Annotated in this window: 16 protein-coding genes; 15 read left to right on the forward strand and 1 reads right to left on the reverse strand. The window is 36.9% G+C overall.

Annotation, left to right across the window (positions count from 1 at the left end):
• Nucleotides 1–54: 54 nt before the first annotated feature.
• Nucleotides 55–2,955: a helicase C-terminal domain-containing protein gene (locus tag ACMAZI_RS06080; RefSeq protein ID WP_412473550.1), complete on the forward strand. Its 2,901-nt coding sequence runs from the start codon at nt 55–57 to the stop codon at nt 2,953–2,955.
• 6 nt (nt 2,956–2,961) lie between these two features.
• On the opposite strand, the gene ACMAZI_RS06085 is transcribed toward ACMAZI_RS06080, so the two are convergent.
• The gene (locus tag ACMAZI_RS06085) at nt 2,962–3,702 is read right to left on the reverse strand and encodes a hypothetical protein (RefSeq protein WP_115363636.1); all 741 of its coding nucleotides are present in this window, start codon (nt 3,700–3,702) and stop codon (nt 2,962–2,964) included.
• 12 nt (nt 3,703–3,714) lie between these two features.
• Here ACMAZI_RS06085 and ACMAZI_RS06090 point away from each other — a divergent pair, with 12 nt between their 5' ends.
• From ACMAZI_RS06090 to ACMAZI_RS06155, 14 genes are all read left to right on the forward strand, one after another.
• Nucleotides 3,715–4,254, forward strand: coding sequence for a potassium channel family protein (locus tag ACMAZI_RS06090; protein WP_115363634.1), 540 nt, complete (start codon nt 3,715–3,717; stop codon nt 4,252–4,254).
• Nucleotides 4,251–4,604 (forward strand): SirB2 family protein, encoded by a 354-nt coding sequence (locus ACMAZI_RS06095; RefSeq protein ID WP_115363632.1) that lies wholly within the window; start codon nt 4,251–4,253, stop codon nt 4,602–4,604. Before ACMAZI_RS06090 ends, ACMAZI_RS06095 begins: the two co-directional genes overlap by 4 nt.
• A gap of 16 nt (nt 4,605–4,620) precedes the next feature.
• Nucleotides 4,621–5,931, forward strand: a complete 1,311-nt coding sequence (locus ACMAZI_RS06100) for an MATE family efflux transporter (protein ID WP_115363630.1) — start codon at nt 4,621–4,623, stop codon at nt 5,929–5,931.
• A complete protein-coding gene (locus ACMAZI_RS06105) occupies nt 5,928–6,590 on the forward strand; it encodes a class I SAM-dependent methyltransferase (protein WP_412473549.1) in 663 nt (220 codons plus the stop codon). The genes ACMAZI_RS06100 and ACMAZI_RS06105 overlap by 4 nt, the downstream gene beginning before the upstream one ends.
• Nucleotides 6,591–6,602: 12 nt before the next feature.
• A complete protein-coding gene (locus ACMAZI_RS06110) occupies nt 6,603–7,085 on the forward strand; it encodes a YchJ family protein (protein ID WP_115363626.1) in 483 nt (160 codons plus the stop codon).
• 172 nt (nt 7,086–7,257) lie between these two features.
• Complete coding sequence (locus ACMAZI_RS06115) at nt 7,258–8,601, forward strand: Na(+)-translocating NADH-quinone reductase subunit A (RefSeq protein ID WP_115363624.1); 1,344 nt, start codon at nt 7,258–7,260, stop codon at nt 8,599–8,601.
• Nucleotides 8,601–9,806 (forward strand): NADH:ubiquinone reductase (Na(+)-transporting) subunit B, encoded by a 1,206-nt coding sequence (locus tag ACMAZI_RS06120; RefSeq protein ID WP_115363622.1) that lies wholly within the window; start codon nt 8,601–8,603, stop codon nt 9,804–9,806. Before ACMAZI_RS06115 ends, ACMAZI_RS06120 begins: the two co-directional genes overlap by 1 nt.
• A gap of 10 nt (nt 9,807–9,816) precedes the next feature.
• Complete coding sequence (locus ACMAZI_RS06125; protein ID WP_199506665.1) at nt 9,817–10,590, forward strand: Na(+)-translocating NADH-quinone reductase subunit C; 774 nt, start codon at nt 9,817–9,819, stop codon at nt 10,588–10,590.
• A complete protein-coding gene (locus tag ACMAZI_RS06130) occupies nt 10,590–11,207 on the forward strand; it encodes an NADH:ubiquinone reductase (Na(+)-transporting) subunit D (RefSeq protein WP_115363618.1) in 618 nt (205 codons plus the stop codon). Before ACMAZI_RS06125 ends, ACMAZI_RS06130 begins: the two co-directional genes overlap by 1 nt.
• 13 nt (nt 11,208–11,220) lie before the next feature.
• Nucleotides 11,221–11,832 (forward strand): NADH:ubiquinone reductase (Na(+)-transporting) subunit E, encoded by a 612-nt coding sequence (gene nqrE / locus ACMAZI_RS06135; RefSeq protein WP_115363617.1) that lies wholly within the window; start codon nt 11,221–11,223, stop codon nt 11,830–11,832.
• Between the two features lie 25 nt (nt 11,833–11,857).
• Nucleotides 11,858–13,084 (forward strand): NADH:ubiquinone reductase (Na(+)-transporting) subunit F, encoded by a 1,227-nt coding sequence (nqrF, locus tag ACMAZI_RS06140; RefSeq protein ID WP_115363615.1) that lies wholly within the window; start codon nt 11,858–11,860, stop codon nt 13,082–13,084.
• A 606-nt stretch (nt 13,085–13,690) separates the two neighbouring features.
• Entirely contained in the window at nt 13,691–14,971 is a 1,281-nt protein-coding gene (locus ACMAZI_RS06145) for a sensor histidine kinase (RefSeq protein ID WP_412473548.1), read from the forward strand.
• Nucleotides 14,972–15,025: 54 nt separating this feature from the next.
• Nucleotides 15,026–15,886 (forward strand): hypothetical protein, encoded by an 861-nt coding sequence (locus ACMAZI_RS06150; protein ID WP_115363611.1) that lies wholly within the window; start codon nt 15,026–15,028, stop codon nt 15,884–15,886.
• Nucleotides 15,887–15,960: 74 nt separating this feature from the next.
• Complete coding sequence (locus tag ACMAZI_RS06155; protein WP_115363609.1) at nt 15,961–17,355, forward strand: sensor histidine kinase; 1,395 nt, start codon at nt 15,961–15,963, stop codon at nt 17,353–17,355.
• Nucleotides 17,356–17,383: the final 28 nt, after the last annotated feature.

Raw genomic sequence — 17,383 nt, forward strand, 5'->3', positions numbered from 1 at the left:
AGTTGATTATCAATATGATTCAACAGTGCTAACTTATCTTTAGAGGAAGATGATATGAGCGAAGACAATAACACACTGGGTAAATGGGCATTATTAGATATTGAGACATCGGGCGCTGATGCAAGCGTTGATGAGATCATTGATGTTGGATTTCTTCAATTTGAAGGAACAAAACTTATTCATAAGTATGAATCACTATGCCGTCCAGAATTTGAAATTTCTAAATTTATTCAAAAGCTAACGGGAATCGATAATAAGATGCTTAAGAAGGCACCAATGCTTGATGATGTAATTGGTGAGGTTCTTGAATTAGATGGCCATGATATTTTGGCCCACAATGCTGATTTTGAAGCGGGTTTTCTTGATCATCATTTTGAAACTTTGGACTTCAGAGAAGGACATCGCTGGCAAGACTCCCTTTATTTCTTATCATTACTATTTCCACATATGTCTTCTCTTAAACTTGAAAACTTTATTGTGGGAATGGGACTTGCAGATAAAGAGCTACATCGTGGTTTACAAGACTCTATTGATCTATTGAAAGTTGTTATTGTGGCAACACTTATGACGAAAAAAGATGCTGGAAAGTATAATTTCATGATGTCTTTAATGCATAAGTATTCATTAGATAAATATTGGTTCTTTAAATTCCTAAGTCTCTATGAAGAAGACGTTTTAGAGATTGCAAATCAAATTGATTTTGATCCTATCCCACATATTGAAACAGCTCTTGAGTGGGCATATCCAAAGACTTTAGAGGATAAGCAAGAATATCATCAAAACTTTGATATGACCTTTAATGGTGCCAATGTAAAAGAAATATTTAGTAATGAAGAAAAAGTCTCAAAATTATTTAATGGTTATCGTTATCGAAAGTCACAAGAAGACTTGGCCTTAAAAGTTGGGCAGTCTTTTAAAAATCATATTCATTCAATGGTTCAAGCTCCTACTGGAACAGGTAAGACTTTGGGCTACTTAGTACCATCTGCATTATTTGCTTTAAGTGAACAAAAACAGGTCCTCGTTGCAACAGGAACAAAGACACTTCAGGCCCAGGCCATGAATAAAGACGTTCCAGCACTTCATAAGCTTTTAGGTGTCTCACCAAAGGACTTAAAGATTCGCCAACTTGTTGGCTCTAGTAACCACTTTTGCGAGTTACTTTTTACACAAAGACAAAATGAAACAGATTTATTCACTGACACAAAAGACTTCAAAGAAAAATTTAGTGATATTTATTTTGAATCACTTTTCTTTCATAATTCAAATAGTGCACTTGAACATATGATCTCTCGAAATGATCTTCCTTTCGTTTTGAAAATGAAATTAGAAGACTTTTCACAAGCAGAAAAAGACTTGGCCGTAGATTATAGGGCCTGCTCAAATAAGCAATGTCCATACTATGCAAATTGTACATATATTCGTGGACTTCGAGATGCAAAAGAAGCTGATATCATTGTTGGAAATCACGCCTTGATGTTTTCTTGGACAAAGTCATTTCCACGTCCTCCATACGTCGTTGTAGATGAGGCACATAAGATTGAAGGTGAGGCAACAAAGGCATTTTCTGCTGAAGTAGGGCAGTCTGATCTTGAAAGTCTACAAAAACAATTACAAAACCTACAAGGTCTTGGCTCTCTTTTTTATTTAATTGGAAACCTTATTGAAGGTAGTCAGGAAGAAGAGATCTCGGCACTTCGTATGCTTTCAATTGATAGTGCAACAATGTTACGTGATCATTTATTTGAATTACCTGATAAGTTTGAAATGATCTTTAAAAAGATGCCTCGCTATACAGATAAATTCTGGAATGAGCTTCCAATGATTATGCCAACTGAAAAAGAAGGCCTAAGGCTGAGTGTTTTCCATCATCTTGAAAGTATTTACCATCTTCTTAAATCAATTTATGAGAAGGTCTATCCTTATACTGTTCGTTGGCAAGCAAGTGATATGCAAGGGCCGCCTGAGATTACAGCGTGGACTCGCTTTGAATCTTTTGTCGGAACACTTGAAGATATTATGAATGCCCTAGCGCTTCTTTTAAAAATTGAAACGTCAACGCAGCCGTATTCTCTTTCAATGAAGTATCATGAGCAGCAGGGATTTCTTTTAACGGCCGGCCCAATTAATACGGGGAAAATACTTCACGATCAACTTCTTCAGACATCTTCTTCAGTTGTCTATACTTCCGCAACATTAGGCAATGAACATGGAGATCAAGGAAGTCGTGGTATGGAGTGGTCCACAGGTTATCTCTATAGTGAGCCAGAAAGACGCTTCCGCTCAGGACTATTTCTTCCTTCTGTATACGATTATAAGAATAAGACTCGTGTCTTCTTATGCGATGATACACCATCTTTATATGATAAGGATTTTGTAAAAACAGTTTGTGATCGTCTGGTTCCATTTATTGAAGATATTGGTGGAAGAACGCTTCTACTTTTCTCTGCTCGTGCCAGGTTTGAAAAAGCTGTCGAGTATATGTTGGATAAATTTGAAGGTAAACTTCCTGTCTTTGTTCAAGGTATGGGCGCCAATGTCGTTGAAGAGTTTAAGGATTCTGGAAATGGAATTCTAATTGGAATGGAGTCTTTTGGTGAGGGGATTGATGTACCTGGTGACGCTTTAAGATTTGTCTTTATTGATAAAATTCCAGACCTTTCAATGGATCAGGTTATTCGATTAAGACGTGATTATTACGATACAAATATTGGTAATGAATTTGAAGATTATTATCTAGCACACCGTACGCGTAATCTTCATCAAAAGCTTGGCCGACTCCTGAGAACTGAGAATGATGCAGGAGCAGTTGTTGTTATTGATTCACGAATTAAAAAGTGGAAGAATTCAACGATGGCAAAGCTTACAAAGCAAATGGAGCCTTATCAAATTAATCGTACGAACTTTAAGCAAGCGCTAGAAGCTTCTAAAGAATTCGTCCAAACATTAGAATAGGCTATCTTAAATAGTATCCAGATTATTGAGATACTTAATTGTGATATTTGTGCCTTTATTATCCTTAATAATGTAGGGAATTGTTTGGTGTTGAGATAACCAGATATTTAACATTTCTGGAGTCTCTTTCAATTCTTTTGGATCATTAGATTCAATTTTTTCAAATAGCTTATACTGAACGGCAGTAACGGTACTGCCGTCAATTTTGATATTTTCTGAAGTCTGGGCAACTCTTTCAACAACAATATTATTATTGATAATCGGTCCAGAATACGTCCATTGATTATTTGTTGAAAAGAAAGAGTAAAAATTCTTTCCTACGGAATCAAACTTCTTTGACCATAAGAAAAGCATTGAGCAACAACTTAGGGGAGTTGTGACAAAGAACTTAGGCGAGGTTGCAATTGATTCAGTCTTAACGATATCACCACATTCAAATTGATACTTAAGTTCACTATTGGAGTGATCAAAGAGAAAGATTTCTTTTGAAACTTGTTCACCAAGTGACTTCACAATATTAACTTTTATTGGAGTGTATTCCTTATCAACTGTATAGGCGACGTGGACCTTTAAAAGTTCCCCAGTCATTACACGCGCTAGCATTTCACCTTCAAAATAGATCTGATGGAATTTTGGCCTGCGATAGACTTCAAATGTTTCTTCAGCATAAAGGTTATCTTTACGGTAGTAGTTGTACGCACCGCGATATATCTTTTCACCCTTATTACTATTCCCAAAGTAGCTCATATTCAATATTATATGTTAAATCCTAAATTTATAATAGAGGTCAATTTGCGCTCAAGCATCAACATATTCTTTGAACGATTTATCTACTTGTTCAAGACTGTTCCTTTCTGGGTTATTACTTTCCTAGGTAATAGTGGTGTTTTAATTTTTGCCTATACTTTCTTTCATTTCGAAAAGGGTCATAATCCTAACGTGACAACTATTAGTGACTCAATTTGGTGGGCATTTACTACTATCACAACCGTTGGATATGGAGATGTTACACCTGTGACATTTTCGGGAAGGGTGGTTGCAGTTTTTCTAATGATTCTTGGTACAGGATTATTTGCTACATATACTGCCATCTTTGCCAATGTTATGCTTGGAAGAGAATTTCTAACTATAGGCCACCGCGTAAAGGTGTTAAAGAAAAATGTTGAGGGAATGCAAACAAGCTTACACCGTGAAGATTTAATGATAGAAAGAGAATTAGCTAGAATCAATAAGACTTTAAACTGTATTAACGACAGACTGACAAGTTTAGAAGAAGAGAATAATGGAGAAGAAGAATGAGTTATGAATTTTACAAAGTACTTCACGTTTTTATGTTAGTACTAATGGTTGCAGCTTTTGCACCGCAATTTGTTGGCCCTCAAGGTAATAACTCGAAGTTGCTAAAAATAACTTCAGGTATTGCAAGTTTCCTACTATTTGTAGGTGGTATGGGGCTTTTAGCTCGTATTGGTGTAAGCCACGGTGAAGGTTGGCCAATGTGGGTAAAAGTAAAAGTTGGTTTATGGGTAGCTGTTTCAGCACTTGGACCAATTTTAGCTAAGAGAATGAAGAATAATAGACTTGCTGGTCTAGGTCTTATCTTAGCACTTATCTTTGTTGCAATTTTTTCTGCTGTAACAAAGTACTAATCAAGTAATTCAATCTATGAATCGAGATTGGTTATCTTATAAGGGCCTATGGGCCCTTTCTTTGCCTTCTATTCTAGCATCAATGCTAGAGCCCTTAAGTTCAATTGTTGATACGGCCTTAGTTGGAAATTATGATACACAGATGCTTGCGGCAATGGCCGTAGGAGTATCAATCATCTCATCATTAACTTGGATGTTTAACTTCTTAGTTCATGCACCAATTCAAGCAATTTCACAAAAGCTCGGCAAAAAAGACTTTCCTCGAGTGGTCTCTCTTATTAAAGTTACTTTCTTAATTGCTCTGGCCCTAGGACTTATTTTAAGTATTTTTCTTGCACCATTTAGAGATTATATTTACCAATTTCTTTCAGTAGACCCTAAACTTTATAAACAATGTGATGAGTACTTCTTAACTCGAATATATGGCCATACATTTATCCTACTTTTTATGTCTGCACTATCCATATTAAGAGGCATGGCCGAGGTCAGAACAGTTCTCTATATTATTGGCTTCACAACACTTACTAATATTATTCTATCCTACTTAGGTCTTTATATCTTTGATGGTGGACTGGCATCAGTTGCAGCAGCTACTATTATTGCAAATGCACTTGGTCTTCTTATTGCCCTTTTCCTCGTTCTTAATCAGAAGTCTTTAAAAGGCCTTTTTATTAAAAGCAAGATTGCTCTAGAAGACGCATTTCATATGGGCAAGAATTCATTGAATGTATTTATGCGCTCAGCTTTCTTAACCACAAGTTTCTTTCTTGCTACAAAAGTTGCAAGTTCAATCTCAATTAAGGCGCTTGCTGCCCATCAAGTGATATTGAATTTATGGCTTTTTGCATCTTTTTTTACCGATGGCATTGCTACATCGGGAAATATTATTGGTGGTAGTTTGTATGGAAATAAGGGACATGAGAATCTTAAAGAAATCTTTAGAAAACTCTTAATAATGGGTGCTGTTGTTGGAGTTATTTTTTGCATTCTTTTCTTAACAGCTAACCGCTTTCTCATTGGACTATTTACTTATGATCAGTCGATTTATGAGATGATTAAAGGGGTCATTGTTTTCTTGGCCATCGTCCAAATTCCTGCTTCCATTGCGTATGTCTATGACGGACTGGTGTTTGGAATTAATCGCTTTGATTTCTTAGGCAAGCATATGGTCATTGCTTTCTTTACTTGTTTTCTGCCTCTTATTTATTTAAGTTTTACTTATCAGTCGTTTCTATTGCTATGGTCAGCTATTTTTTCTGTAGGAATCTATCGATTGATATCAAATGCCTATTTAATTAATAAAACACTAAAGGTGAGTGAGTTGTGAAAGAGTTGGGAGCTAAAGGCTTTTCCAAAGATTATTGGGACGTAAATTACGAAGATGCCGATGATATGGATGGTATTGGAAATGCCAAAGAGCACGTTGGTTATATTAAGTATCTATTTGGTATGGAGTATATTGATATAAGTTCAATAATTGATCTCGGCTTTGGCCTGGGACACTTATTTGAGGCACTTCTCGATGAGTTTAAACCATATAAGGCCCATGGAATTGAACCCAGTGAACATGCTTACAATATTGTTAAGAAGCGTGACATCAATAAAATTCCATCAACTAAATTTAAGCTAGAAAAAACAGATTTAGTTTCATGGTGTGAACGCAATAAAGACAAAAAGAAGTCCTTTGATTTGGCCGTTTGTACTTCTGTTTTTCAATACCTCACAGATGAAGAGCTAGAGTATTGTTTGCCAGTTTTAGCAAATCGAGCAAAGTATCTTTATTTGACTGTACCTACCGATAAGGAACTCGATCGCCAAATAGAAGATCTTGAGTTCAAAGATGAATATGCCATAAGACGAAGTCGTACAAAGTATCAAAAGATGCTCAAGCCGCACTTCACATTTATTTCTAGTCGACTACTAGAAAGCAAGGTATATTTTGATGAAACAAACACTAATTTTACCGACTTATTATATCGATTTTAAATGGAGTTTATTATGAGTTGTCCATGTGGACTTGGAGAGAGTTTAGAAAAATGTTGTTTACCAATTATTAAAGGTGAAACAAAAGCAAAGACGGCCGCACTTCTAATGCGCGCACGTTATTCTTCTTACACAACTGGGGATATCGACTTTATTGTTGATTCAACGCACCCAGATCATCGTGAAGATATGGATGTAAACGAAATTAAGGCTTGGTCATCACAATCTGAGTGGAAAGGACTTGAAATAGTCGACACTGCAGAGGGAACAGAAAGAGATGATTGGGGAATGGTTGAGTTTAAAGCAACTTTTGGCCTAGGTGGACAAGACCATGTGCATTATGAGCGTTCTGAGTTTGTAAAAATTGACGGAGATTGGTTCTTCGTAGACGGAGAGCCCATTGTAGCGCAGGTTAAAAGAGATGGAGCTAAAGTTGGACGAAATGATCCATGTCCATGTGGCTCAGGAAAGAAATACAAGAAGTGTTGCGGTAAATAAAACGTAACTAAATAGCCTTCGTTTTGACGCATGATGGTCTCGTAATAAAGGCCAATCTTAATGGTTAAACTAGTTAAAATTAGGGTTACAACTTTATGTATTTCTGTTAAAAAATTAATAATTTCAAATTTTATTTTATTGTTAACAAACCAAAATAACGGGATTTGTCGCTATGATTCACATTAAGAGAGGATTGGATCTTCCTATCAGTGGGAAGCCATCACAAAAGATTGAGGCAGGACCTCAAGTGACTAAAGTTGCCCTTACTGGACCAGACTATGTTGGAATGAAACCAACAATGATTGTTCAAGTTGGCGACGAAGTAAAGAAAGGACAAGCGTTATTTTCTTGTAAGAAAGTTGAAGGTGTACTTTACACAGCACCAATCAGCGGTAAGGTTATTGAAATTAACCGTGGGGCAAGAAGAGCGTTTGAAACTTTAGTAATTGAAGTTTCAGGTAATGAGCAAGTTACTTTTGAAAACTACAAAGGAACAGGAGTTAAGGATTTATCTAGAGAAGACGTTCAGTCTCTTTTAGTTGAGTCGGGACTGTGGCCAACATTTAAAACAAGGCCATTTTCAAAAGCTCCAGATCTTGGATCTGAGCCAAGTTCTATTTTCATTACAGCTATGGATACAAATCCACTTGCTGCTGATCCTGCAGTTGTTATCGCACAAGCAGGTGAAGACTTCACAAACGGTATTGAAATTATCTCAAAACTTACTGATGGAAAGACTTATGTTTGTAAGGCAGCTGGAAGTAATATTCCAAAACCTACTACGACAAAAGTTGAAACAAAGGAATTTGCTGGTGTTCACCCTGCAGGTAATGCTGGTACTCACATTCACTTTGTAGATCCTGTAAGTAATAAAAAGACGGTATGGTCAATTAATTATCAAGATGTAATTGCTATCGGTAAGCTATTTACAACAGGTGAGCTTTCAACAGAGAGAATTATCTCTATTGCAGGACCAGCTTCTGTAAACCCAACTCTTGTTAAGACAATCCCAGGAGCTCACTTAGGTGAAGTAACTTCAGGTAAAGTTGGACAAGGTGAGGTAAGAGTTGTTTCAGGTTCAGTTTTCAGTGGACGTGCAATGGCCGGTTCATTTGCTTATCTTGGTCGTTTTCATAACCAAATTACTCTTCTAGCTGAAGGGCGTGAAAGAGAGTTCTTAGGATGGCACAAGCCAGGTCTTAATAAATTCTCTGTTAAGCGTACATTCCTTCACTGGTTAAAGCCTGGGCAAATTTTCAATTTCACAACTGCTACTCATGGTTCTGATAGAGCGATGGTTCCGGTTGGATCATTTGAAAAAGTAATGCCTCTAGATATGCTTCCAACTCAACTTCTAAGAGCACTTGTAACGAAAGATAATGACTACGCTATCGAGCTTGGTTGTCTTGAACTAGACGAAGAAGATCTAGCTCTTTGTACTTTCGTAAGCCCTGGTAAAGTTGATTTCGGACCAGCTCTAAGAGAAAGTTTAACTATTATTGAGAAAGAAGGATAATTACAATGTTGCGCAAACTTCTAGATTCTCAACATGATAACTTCGCTAAAGGCGGGAAGTTCGAAAAATTTTATGCTGTATATGAAATGATCGATACATTCCTTTATACTCCAGGTGGAGTCGCTAAAGGTTCAGTTCATGTTAGAGATGCACTTGATTTAAAAAGATTAATGATCACAGTTGCTATCGCTCTTATGCCTGCGGTATTTATGGCAATGTACAACACAGGTCTTCAAGCAAACTCTGCTCTTGCAGCTGCTGGAATGACTCCTGAAGGTTGGCGTGCTGATATCATCATGGCACTTGGAGCAGGTTTCTCACCAGAGAGCTTACTAGCTAACTTATTACACGGATTCTTATACTTCTTCCCAATCTTTCTAGTAACTCAAATTGCTGGTGGTTTCTGGGAAGCATTATTTGCAATCGTTAGAGGACATGAAATTAATGAAGGTTTCCTTGTTACAGGTCTTCTTTTCCCTCTAACTCTTCCTCCAACAATTCCATTATGGCAGGTTGCTGTCGGTATCTCTTTCGGTGTTCTAATCGGTAAAGAGGTATTTGGTGGTACAGGGAAAAACTTCCTAAACCCAGCTCTTACTGCTCGTGCATTCCTTTTCTTTGCTTACCCTGCACAAATTTCAGGGGATGCGGTTTGGACTGCAGTTGACGGATTCACTGGAGCAACAGCTCTTTCACAAGCTGCTCTTGGTGGAGTTGAAGCAATCACTGTTTCAATGAAAGATGCTTTCTTAGGATTCATCCCAGGTTCAATGGGTGAGACATCAGCTCTTGCTTGTTTAATCGGTGCTGCAATTCTAATCATTGCAGGAATTGGTTCTTGGAGAATCATGCTTTCGATGACACTTGCTGCTGTTGCAACATCAGGTCTTTTAAATATTATCGGATCTGATACAAATATGATGTTCTCTGTAACTCCACTTTGGCACTTAGTGATTGGTGGTTTTGCATTTGGTACAGTATTTATGGCAACAGATCCAGTATCAGCTTCTATGACGACAAAAGGACATTGGTTCTATGGTGCTTTAATCGGTTTCATGGTTATCCTTGTTCGTGTTATTAACCCAGCTTTCCCAGAAGGTACTATGCTTGCAATCCTTTTCGGAAACTGTTTTGCACCATTAATTGATTACTTTATTATTCAAGGTAATATCAAGAAACGTGCAAATGGATACAAGACGGTATAAGGGGGCAGTGATGAGTAATGATAGTACTGCAAAAACTCTGATCGTAGCAACAATCCTATGTGTTGTATGTTCAGTTGTCGTATCTTGGTCAGCGGTTTCATTAAGACCACTTCAAGAAGAAAACAAAGCTTTAGATATTAAGAAGAACCTTCTTATGACTGCTGGGATTGTTGAATCAACAGCTCAGAAGAAAGAGATTGAGGAAGCTTATAAGCAAATCGAAGCTAAACTTGTTGATCTTAAAACTGGTGAGTACGTAACAGATATTAAGCCATCTGAATACGATGCAAACAAAGCGGCTAAAGATCCAAAAAGAAATTACAAGATTCCTTCAGACGAAGATCTTGGAAATATTAAGGTTCGTGCAAAATACGGAAAAGTATACTTTGTAAAAGACGGTGAAGAAACGAAATCAGTAGTTTTCCCAATTCACGGTAAAGGTCTTTGGTCAACAATGTACGGTTTCCTAGTTCTTGAAACAGACCTAAATACTGTAAAAGGTATTGGATTCTACGCTCACGGTGAAACTCCAGGTCTTGGTGGTGAAATTGATAATCCTCAGTGGAGAGCAGTTTGGCCAGGTAAGAAGATCTTTGGTGAAAATGGAAATCCTCAAATTCAAGTTATCAAAGGTGAAGCACGTGATGCTAGCAAATTTGATATCGACGGTCTTTCAGGTGCAACTCTTACAGCTAATGGTGTAACAGGAACTGTTCGCTACTGGATGGGGGACGACGCATACGGACCATTTATTGATAAATATACTCAAGGTGGGGGTGAATAATGAAATTAAAAGAAACAGTTCTTAACCCATTATTTGAAAATAACCCAATTGCTCTTCAGATTCTTGGTATTTGTTCGGCCCTTGCCGTAACAACTAAAATGGAATCAGTTGCAGTTATGTGTTTGGCCGTTACATTAGTTTGTGCATTTGCAAACTTATTTGTATCGCTAATTAGAAATCACGTTCCAAGTGCAATTCGTATCATCGTTATGATGACGATCATTGCTTCACTTGTAATTGTTACTGACCAGCTTTTAAAAGCTTATGTTTATGATGTTGCAAAGTCGATGTCAGTTTACATTGGTCTAATTATTACTAACTGTATCGTTATGGGACGTGCAGAAGCATATGCAATGAAGAACCCACCAATCATGTCATTCTTTGATGGTATTGGTAACGGTATTGGTTATTCAATTGTATTAGTATTTGTTGGATTCTTTAGAGAGCTTCTTGGTTCAGGAAAGCTATTTGGAGTTTCTATTTTAGCAACAACTGGAGAAGGTGGTTGGTACCAAACTAATGGTATGGCACTTCTTGCACCATCTGCGTTCTTCTTAATTGGTTTTTTCATCTGGGGTCTACGTACTTGGAAGAAAGATCAAATAGAAGAAATGTAAGGGTAGGTGAAATATGTTAGAACATTATCTTAGTCTATTTATAAAAGCAGTATTTATTGAAAACTTAGCTCTAGCTTTCTTCCTAGGTATGTGTACATTCCTAGCGGTATCAAAGAAAGTTAAGACTTCACTAGGTCTTGGTGTTGCGGTTGTTGTTGTTCAAACAATTACAATTCCAGTCAATAACTTACTTTATAATTACTTATTAAAAGACAATGCACTTGCTTGGGCAGGTATGCCAGGAACTGATTTATCATTCCTAGGACTTATCTGTTACATCGGTGTTATTGCGGCAATGGTACAAATCCTGGAAATGTTCCTTGATAAGTACATGCCTGCTCTTTATAACGCTCTTGGGATCTTCCTTCCACTTATTACTGTAAACTGTGCCATCCTTGGTGGTTCATTATTTATGGTGGAAAGAGATTACACATTTGGAGAGTCTGTTGTTTTCGGTCTAGGTTCAGGATTTGGTTGGGCCTTAGCGATTGCAGCTCTTGCAGGTATTAGAGAGAAAATGAAGTACAGTGATGTTCCAGACGGACTTAAAGGTCTAGGGATTACTTTTATCACTGTAGGTCTTATGGCCCTTGGTTTCTTAAGTTTCTCTGGGATCCAACTTTAACGGTAAGTAATAAAAAGGAAATATTATGAATGCAATTATTCTTGGTGTTTTAATGTTTACCGTTGTGGTTCTGGCCCTTGTCTTAGTTATTCTTTTTGCTAAGTCAAAGCTAGTATCAAGCGGAGATGTTAAACTAACGATCAACGGTGAGAAAGTTGTTCAAATCCCTGCTGGAGGGAAGCTACTTAATGCTCTTGCTGATCAAAAATTATTTGTTTCTTCTGCCTGTGGTGGTGGGGGAACTTGTGGCCAGTGTACAGTTCACGTTCACTCAGGTGGCGGTGAAATCCTAGAAACTGAAATGTCACATATCTCAAAGAAAGAAGCTCGTGAAGGTCTAAGACTTGCATGTCAGGTTAGTATTAAAACTGATATGGAAGTTGAAGTTGAAGAGTCTGTCTTTGGTGTTAAGAAGTGGGAATGTACGGTTAGATCAAACCACAACGTTGCTACTTTCATTAAAGAATTCGTTCTTGAACTACCTGAAGGTGAATCAGTTCCATTTAGAGCTGGTGGTTATATTCAAATTGAAAGACCTCCGGGACTTTCTATTGATTATAAAGACTTCGATATTGAAGAAGAGTACCGTGGGGATTGGGATCAATTCAACCTATGGCAATATAACTCAACAGTAAACGAAGAGACAATTAGAGCCTACTCGATGGCAAATTACCCTGAAGAGAAGGGAATCATTATGCTTAACGTGCGTATTGCTTCTCCTCCTCCAAGAGCTCCTAAAGGAACTCCTCCAGGGAAGATGTCTTCATATATCTTTAGCTGTAAGCCAGGTGATAAAGTTACTATCTCTGGTCCATTTGGTGAGTTCTTTGCTCGTGATACAGATAAAGAAATGGTTTTCGTTGGTGGTGGAGCTGGTATGGCGCCAATGCGTTCACATATCTTTGACCAACTTAAGAGAATCAAAACTGATCGTAAGATGACTTTCTGGTACGGTGCACGTTCTAAGAGAGAAATGTTCTATGTTGAAGACTTTGACGGCCTACAAGCTGAAAATGATAACTTCAAGTGGCACGTTGCTCTATCAGATGCTCTACCAGAAGATAATTGGGATGGTTACACAGGCTTTATTCACCAAGTATTACATGATGAATACCTGAGCAAGCACCCAGCTCCTGAAGATTGTGAGTACTACTTATGTGGTCCTCCAATTATGAACAAGTGTGTTATCGATATGCTTCTTGACCTTGGGGTTGAGCGCGACGACATCATGCTCGACGATTTTGGGGGGTAACTGCGGCATCTTCGCAAAGCGAAGATATGACGCAGTTAGGGCGCCCATCGCCTGAAATGAAATTAAACTTCAACAAGCCAGCTTTTAAGCTGGCTTTGTTGTCTCAAGCGCAAAGGGAAGCATCCGCAAAATTGTCCGCCCAAAGGCGGGCTATTGTTTGCGGTGCTAGCTCCCCATCTCTTCAGCTAGAAAATTGGAGCGAGAGCGAGGGGGAAATACCCGAGCGGTTCGTCTCAGGAGTAATGGGAAAGTCTTCGTAATAAAATCCAAATCTTCTTAAACCGAAAGCCGCGCCTGCGGCTAGCCTGAATACTAGATCGTATTCAGTAAATCACATCCATCTCTGCTTCAAAACTGCCCTTTGGGGCACTTTTACCGCAGGATGTTCTGAGGTTTATCCCGGTCTTAGGTTTTTATGTCCAGGATGGACGGTATGTCCGCGAAGGCAGGAGCCGAGAGCGGACGCATGCCCAGGATGGACGGTAAAATCTTAAGTTAAGTTATCCTTTCTTAAATTGTTCATTTTTTTTAATATGCTATTTTTTAGAAATGGATAGCATGAGCTCGTTATACATAGTTTTATTATCCTTCTTACTACTATGTGTTGTGAGTGCTTACGTCATTGCATCTCTAGATCGAGAAACTGATTATTCACAGCTGAAATTGGCCTTAAATATTAACTTCTTCCTTTATGCAATTAGGTTTGTTTTTGCTGAAAGTAGAGAAATGGATATTATCCTCTTTAGTCTGAAGGTTATTCCTCTTTATTATCTTAGTAATTTCTTTTTAGATAATCGTTTAAAGTATTATCGTAAGAGAATCTCTATCTTCTTTGTCTTAGGCCTTGTTGCCGGAGGCATCCTTTATCTCTTTAATACCAAAATAATGTACTATACACTTCCTATTGCCTTAGGGAGTTTCTCTCCCGGTATATATGCTCTTTATTTCTATGGAAAGAGACTTACGAATTTAGAAAATATTTTCTATTTTGGAATTTTTAGTGTTGCTGCCATTGTCACTCTTTCATTTTGTTTAAGCTATGAAGTTCCTGGCTCTGCTGTTTGGGGTTGGAGTGCTGGAGTATTAACTTTTATCTCCATTATGATGGGAGTGTTAGTTAAAACATTATCTAAGAAAGTAGAAGGTGATCACAAACTTCAAGAAGAACTAAAGCTTATTAATGCTATTTATAAGTCAGTTATTCACGATACTTCAAATGATTTAAACTTCCTCTCCTTAAGCCTTGCTAGAGCATTGCGAGATGAGAGTTTAAGCTATGTAAAACGGGCCTACGATCGACTTAGAGAGCTTATTAAGTTTAAAGAAGAAATGAGAAAGCAGTTTGATGGACAAGATAATTATTATGAACTCAATCCTGTCGATGTATTTAAGTGCGCTATCTCACGTTACGAAGAAGGTTTTCATGAGAAGAATGTGCAATTCATTACCACTGCACCAATAAAGAAAGAAGAAATATCCCTACCCATAAGCAAGGAGAGTCTTGTTAATTCTGTTTTGGGCAATTTATTATCTAATGCTCTTAAGTTTACTGACTCTGGTCTTAAGGTTTATTTTTCTATGGTGATAGATCATGATTTCATCTACTTCAGTATTATCGACTCCGGACAAGGGATACCTGAGGATATCGTAAAGTCAGTTCAAAGTTTTTCAAAAGTTCGCTCTAGCGCAGGGACAAATAAGGAGACGGGCAGTGGGATGGGGCTGAGTATAATATGCTACATCGTTAATCGAATTGGTGGTGAAGTTCAAATTTATAGATTGGAGCGCGGAACTAAAGTTGTGGTTAAGATTCCTTATACAAAAAGTCTTTCAAATCGACCAATTGATGACTTGGAGCAGGGTGATTTTATAAGTGCTCGCTATTAAGTCCCTGATATCTTCTTACAGTAATAGTAATTTTAAGTTTTTCAAGGTGTAATTATGGATATGAAAGCACTACTTACTCTACTTATTACTACTTATGTGTTGGCCGCAAGTCCAGCTACGATTTCTCAATTTTCAAATTCTCTAGAAAAGAGCCATGGATTAAAGCTTGGTCGGCTAGATGATGTTGCTCAAAAGGTGCGTATTCGTAAACCTAACTTCTTTGAAAAGTGGATGATGAATAAATCAGGGGCCGAAGCAACTTATAATGATAAGACCAATACAATTGTTCTAAGAGAGAAGAATTGGCGCGGTAGTCGAATTGTGGGGCTTTCAGACTTTCCAATGGGACAAAAGTATCAATTTACAATCTTAGCATCAACTGTCTTTCACGAAATGATGCATGCGGATTTTGATGTTCTAATTAAGAACTCAAATAGTCGTTCAGCAATTGCTCTTAAGAATGTTGAGAATTGGTTTCGTAAAAATATCAGAGGGGTAAACGCCCACGTTGCAGCCCACGAGTTCTTTGGTTATACAGCTTCTGATATCATCACTGGTTTAAATATGGATATCCAGGATATTCTTATGAATCATGGTATCAATTATCAACAAGAAAGATGCTTTGGTAAAAAGGGCCTAAAGAGAATTAAAGATAGGCTATTTCCAAGTGGAGACATTCGTTTTGTTGATACAAAAAATGTTTCTCAATATTCATTAAAGCTTACTCCTCGTTCCGTTTTTATCAAAGGAAAGGGAATCGATCTTAAAGGCACGACTTTTCCAGACTCATATCGAGCAGGGATTTATGAGCATTTCATTGCTGAATATGGTGCTCCTAAATCATCAAAAGATCTATTAGACTTCTTAGAGAGAGAGTATGGTGATTTATTACGCCGCTGTTATCAAGATATTTAATTTGTTAAATGTAAGTTGCACGATCCGTTTTTTCAATGGAAAATATCTCTAAGTATTTTTGGAGAGTTTTTTAATTGGAAGTCAGTAATAAAGCGTTAAATGCATACTTTGATGGGATCAAGTCCATGGGGGATTCGGTTGACGAATTTCTGTGTGAAATTTCTATGCAGGATAAAAGCCTCACAGATGAAAAAGGACGAATTTCTTGGGAGGATTTCAAGCTAATTACAATTGCTTTTGCAAATCGTTACGAAAATTATACCGAGATTATTAACGAAACAGGTGTCGCAAATAAAGTTATCAAGCCTATTTTTGATACTATAACTTATTTTGTTAGCTATAGCTTATTATTTAATTTCTTCTTGAAGCTTTCATTTAAAATCTTTTATTCAAATGTTAAAGTGTCCTCAAGAAAAATCAGTTCAGACACCTTTCATTTAATATTTACTTTTGATCATTCTGATCAGATCTTTCATGAGTTTATCAATATGTATGTTGATTTATTTCGAACGGTTCCAATGAACTTCTTAGGAGCAAAAAGTCCTTCTAGAGTAAAGTTTAGAACTCTTGATAATAAAGTCATCTATACTGTTTCTAATCCAGTATTTGCTAAGTTTAGCTTACCAAATTTCTTTTATAATCTCTTCTTTACTAAGAGAAAGTATAAAGAGTTAATCTTGCAAAATATTGAATACTCTAATCAGTTGGAAGAACAAAATCTTGAATTGGAAAATTATCGAAAAAAATTAGAGTCTTTAAATGCGGATCTAAATTTAAGTAATAGAACGTTAAATCATGATATAGCCAATAAGTTATTAAGTCTTGAGTTTGCAAAGAAAAAGATAAAAAGAGGGGATTATGAACAGGCCATAGATCGAATCGATCGTTTTTCAAAATCTGTTCTAGGTATAATTAATAATTCAAAAGGTCGAAGTTTTAAACATGATCAAATCTACGAATTTTCTGAGATTAATTTATACTCTCTCTTGTTAGACTCTGTTACTGAGTATGAAGATCTTGCTCATCAAAAAGGTATACGAATTATTCATGACTTTAAAATTGATGATAATTTAAAAATTTATACGAATAAAATAGCTCTTCAAAATAATCTAATCTCAAATATTATGTATAATGCAATTAAGTTTTCCAAAAAATATGGGAGTATAGTATTTTCAGCGGAAGTTCTTGAAGACCAATTATATCTAAGAATCATCGATTTTGGTGTTGGAATCCCACAAGAAAAAATTGATCTTATAAAGATGAATAGCGGTGCTATTGATTCAACAAAGGGGACTGAAGGGGAAGCTGGAACAGGACATGGTATGAGTATTATTATGGATACTGCTGCTGCACTTGGTTTTAAAGTAAATATTTCTTCAAGTTTAGATAATGGTACATCTGTTGAGTTATCTAAAAATATTGCTCATGAGGATAATGATTATTCAAATATTCTTTTTTTAAAGAATTAGCTCTATATAGGCCATTCTTAAGTGTTTT

Origin of the sequence: Halobacteriovorax sp. YZS-3-1 (assembly GCF_047084945.1) — a bacterium.
Classification (GTDB): Bacteria; Bdellovibrionota; Bacteriovoracia; order Bacteriovoracales; family Bacteriovoracaceae; genus Halobacteriovorax_A; species Halobacteriovorax_A vibrionivorans.

Bases quoted from the DNA above. Each gene is read 5' to 3' on its own strand.
- ACMAZI_RS06115 (WP_115363624.1), top strand. From the start codon at position 7,258: ATGATTCACATTAAGAGAGGATTGGATCTTCCTATCAGTGGGAAGCCA.
- ACMAZI_RS06110 (WP_115363626.1), top strand. From the start codon at position 6,603: ATGAGTTGTCCATGTGGACTTGGAGAGAGTTTAGAAAAATGTTGTTTA.
- ACMAZI_RS06130 (WP_115363618.1), top strand. From the start codon at position 10,590: ATGAAATTAAAAGAAACAGTTCTTAACCCATTATTTGAAAATAACCCA.
- ACMAZI_RS06150 (WP_115363611.1), top strand. From the start codon at position 15,026: ATGGATATGAAAGCACTACTTACTCTACTTATTACTACTTATGTGTTG.
- ACMAZI_RS06080 (WP_412473550.1), top strand. From the start codon at position 55: ATGAGCGAAGACAATAACACACTGGGTAAATGGGCATTATTAGATATT.
- ACMAZI_RS06100 (WP_115363630.1), top strand. From the start codon at position 4,621: ATGAATCGAGATTGGTTATCTTATAAGGGCCTATGGGCCCTTTCTTTG.
- ACMAZI_RS06125 (WP_199506665.1), top strand. From the start codon at position 9,817: ATGAGTAATGATAGTACTGCAAAAACTCTGATCGTAGCAACAATCCTA.
- nqrF (WP_115363615.1), top strand. From the start codon at position 11,858: ATGAATGCAATTATTCTTGGTGTTTTAATGTTTACCGTTGTGGTTCTG.
- ACMAZI_RS06085 (WP_115363636.1), bottom strand. From the start codon at position 3,702: ATGAGCTACTTTGGGAATAGTAATAAGGGTGAAAAGATATATCGCGGT.
- nqrE (WP_115363617.1), top strand. From the start codon at position 11,221: ATGTTAGAACATTATCTTAGTCTATTTATAAAAGCAGTATTTATTGAA.
- ACMAZI_RS06095 (WP_115363632.1), top strand. From the start codon at position 4,251: ATGAGTTATGAATTTTACAAAGTACTTCACGTTTTTATGTTAGTACTA.
- ACMAZI_RS06090 (WP_115363634.1), top strand. From the start codon at position 3,715: ATGTTAAATCCTAAATTTATAATAGAGGTCAATTTGCGCTCAAGCATC.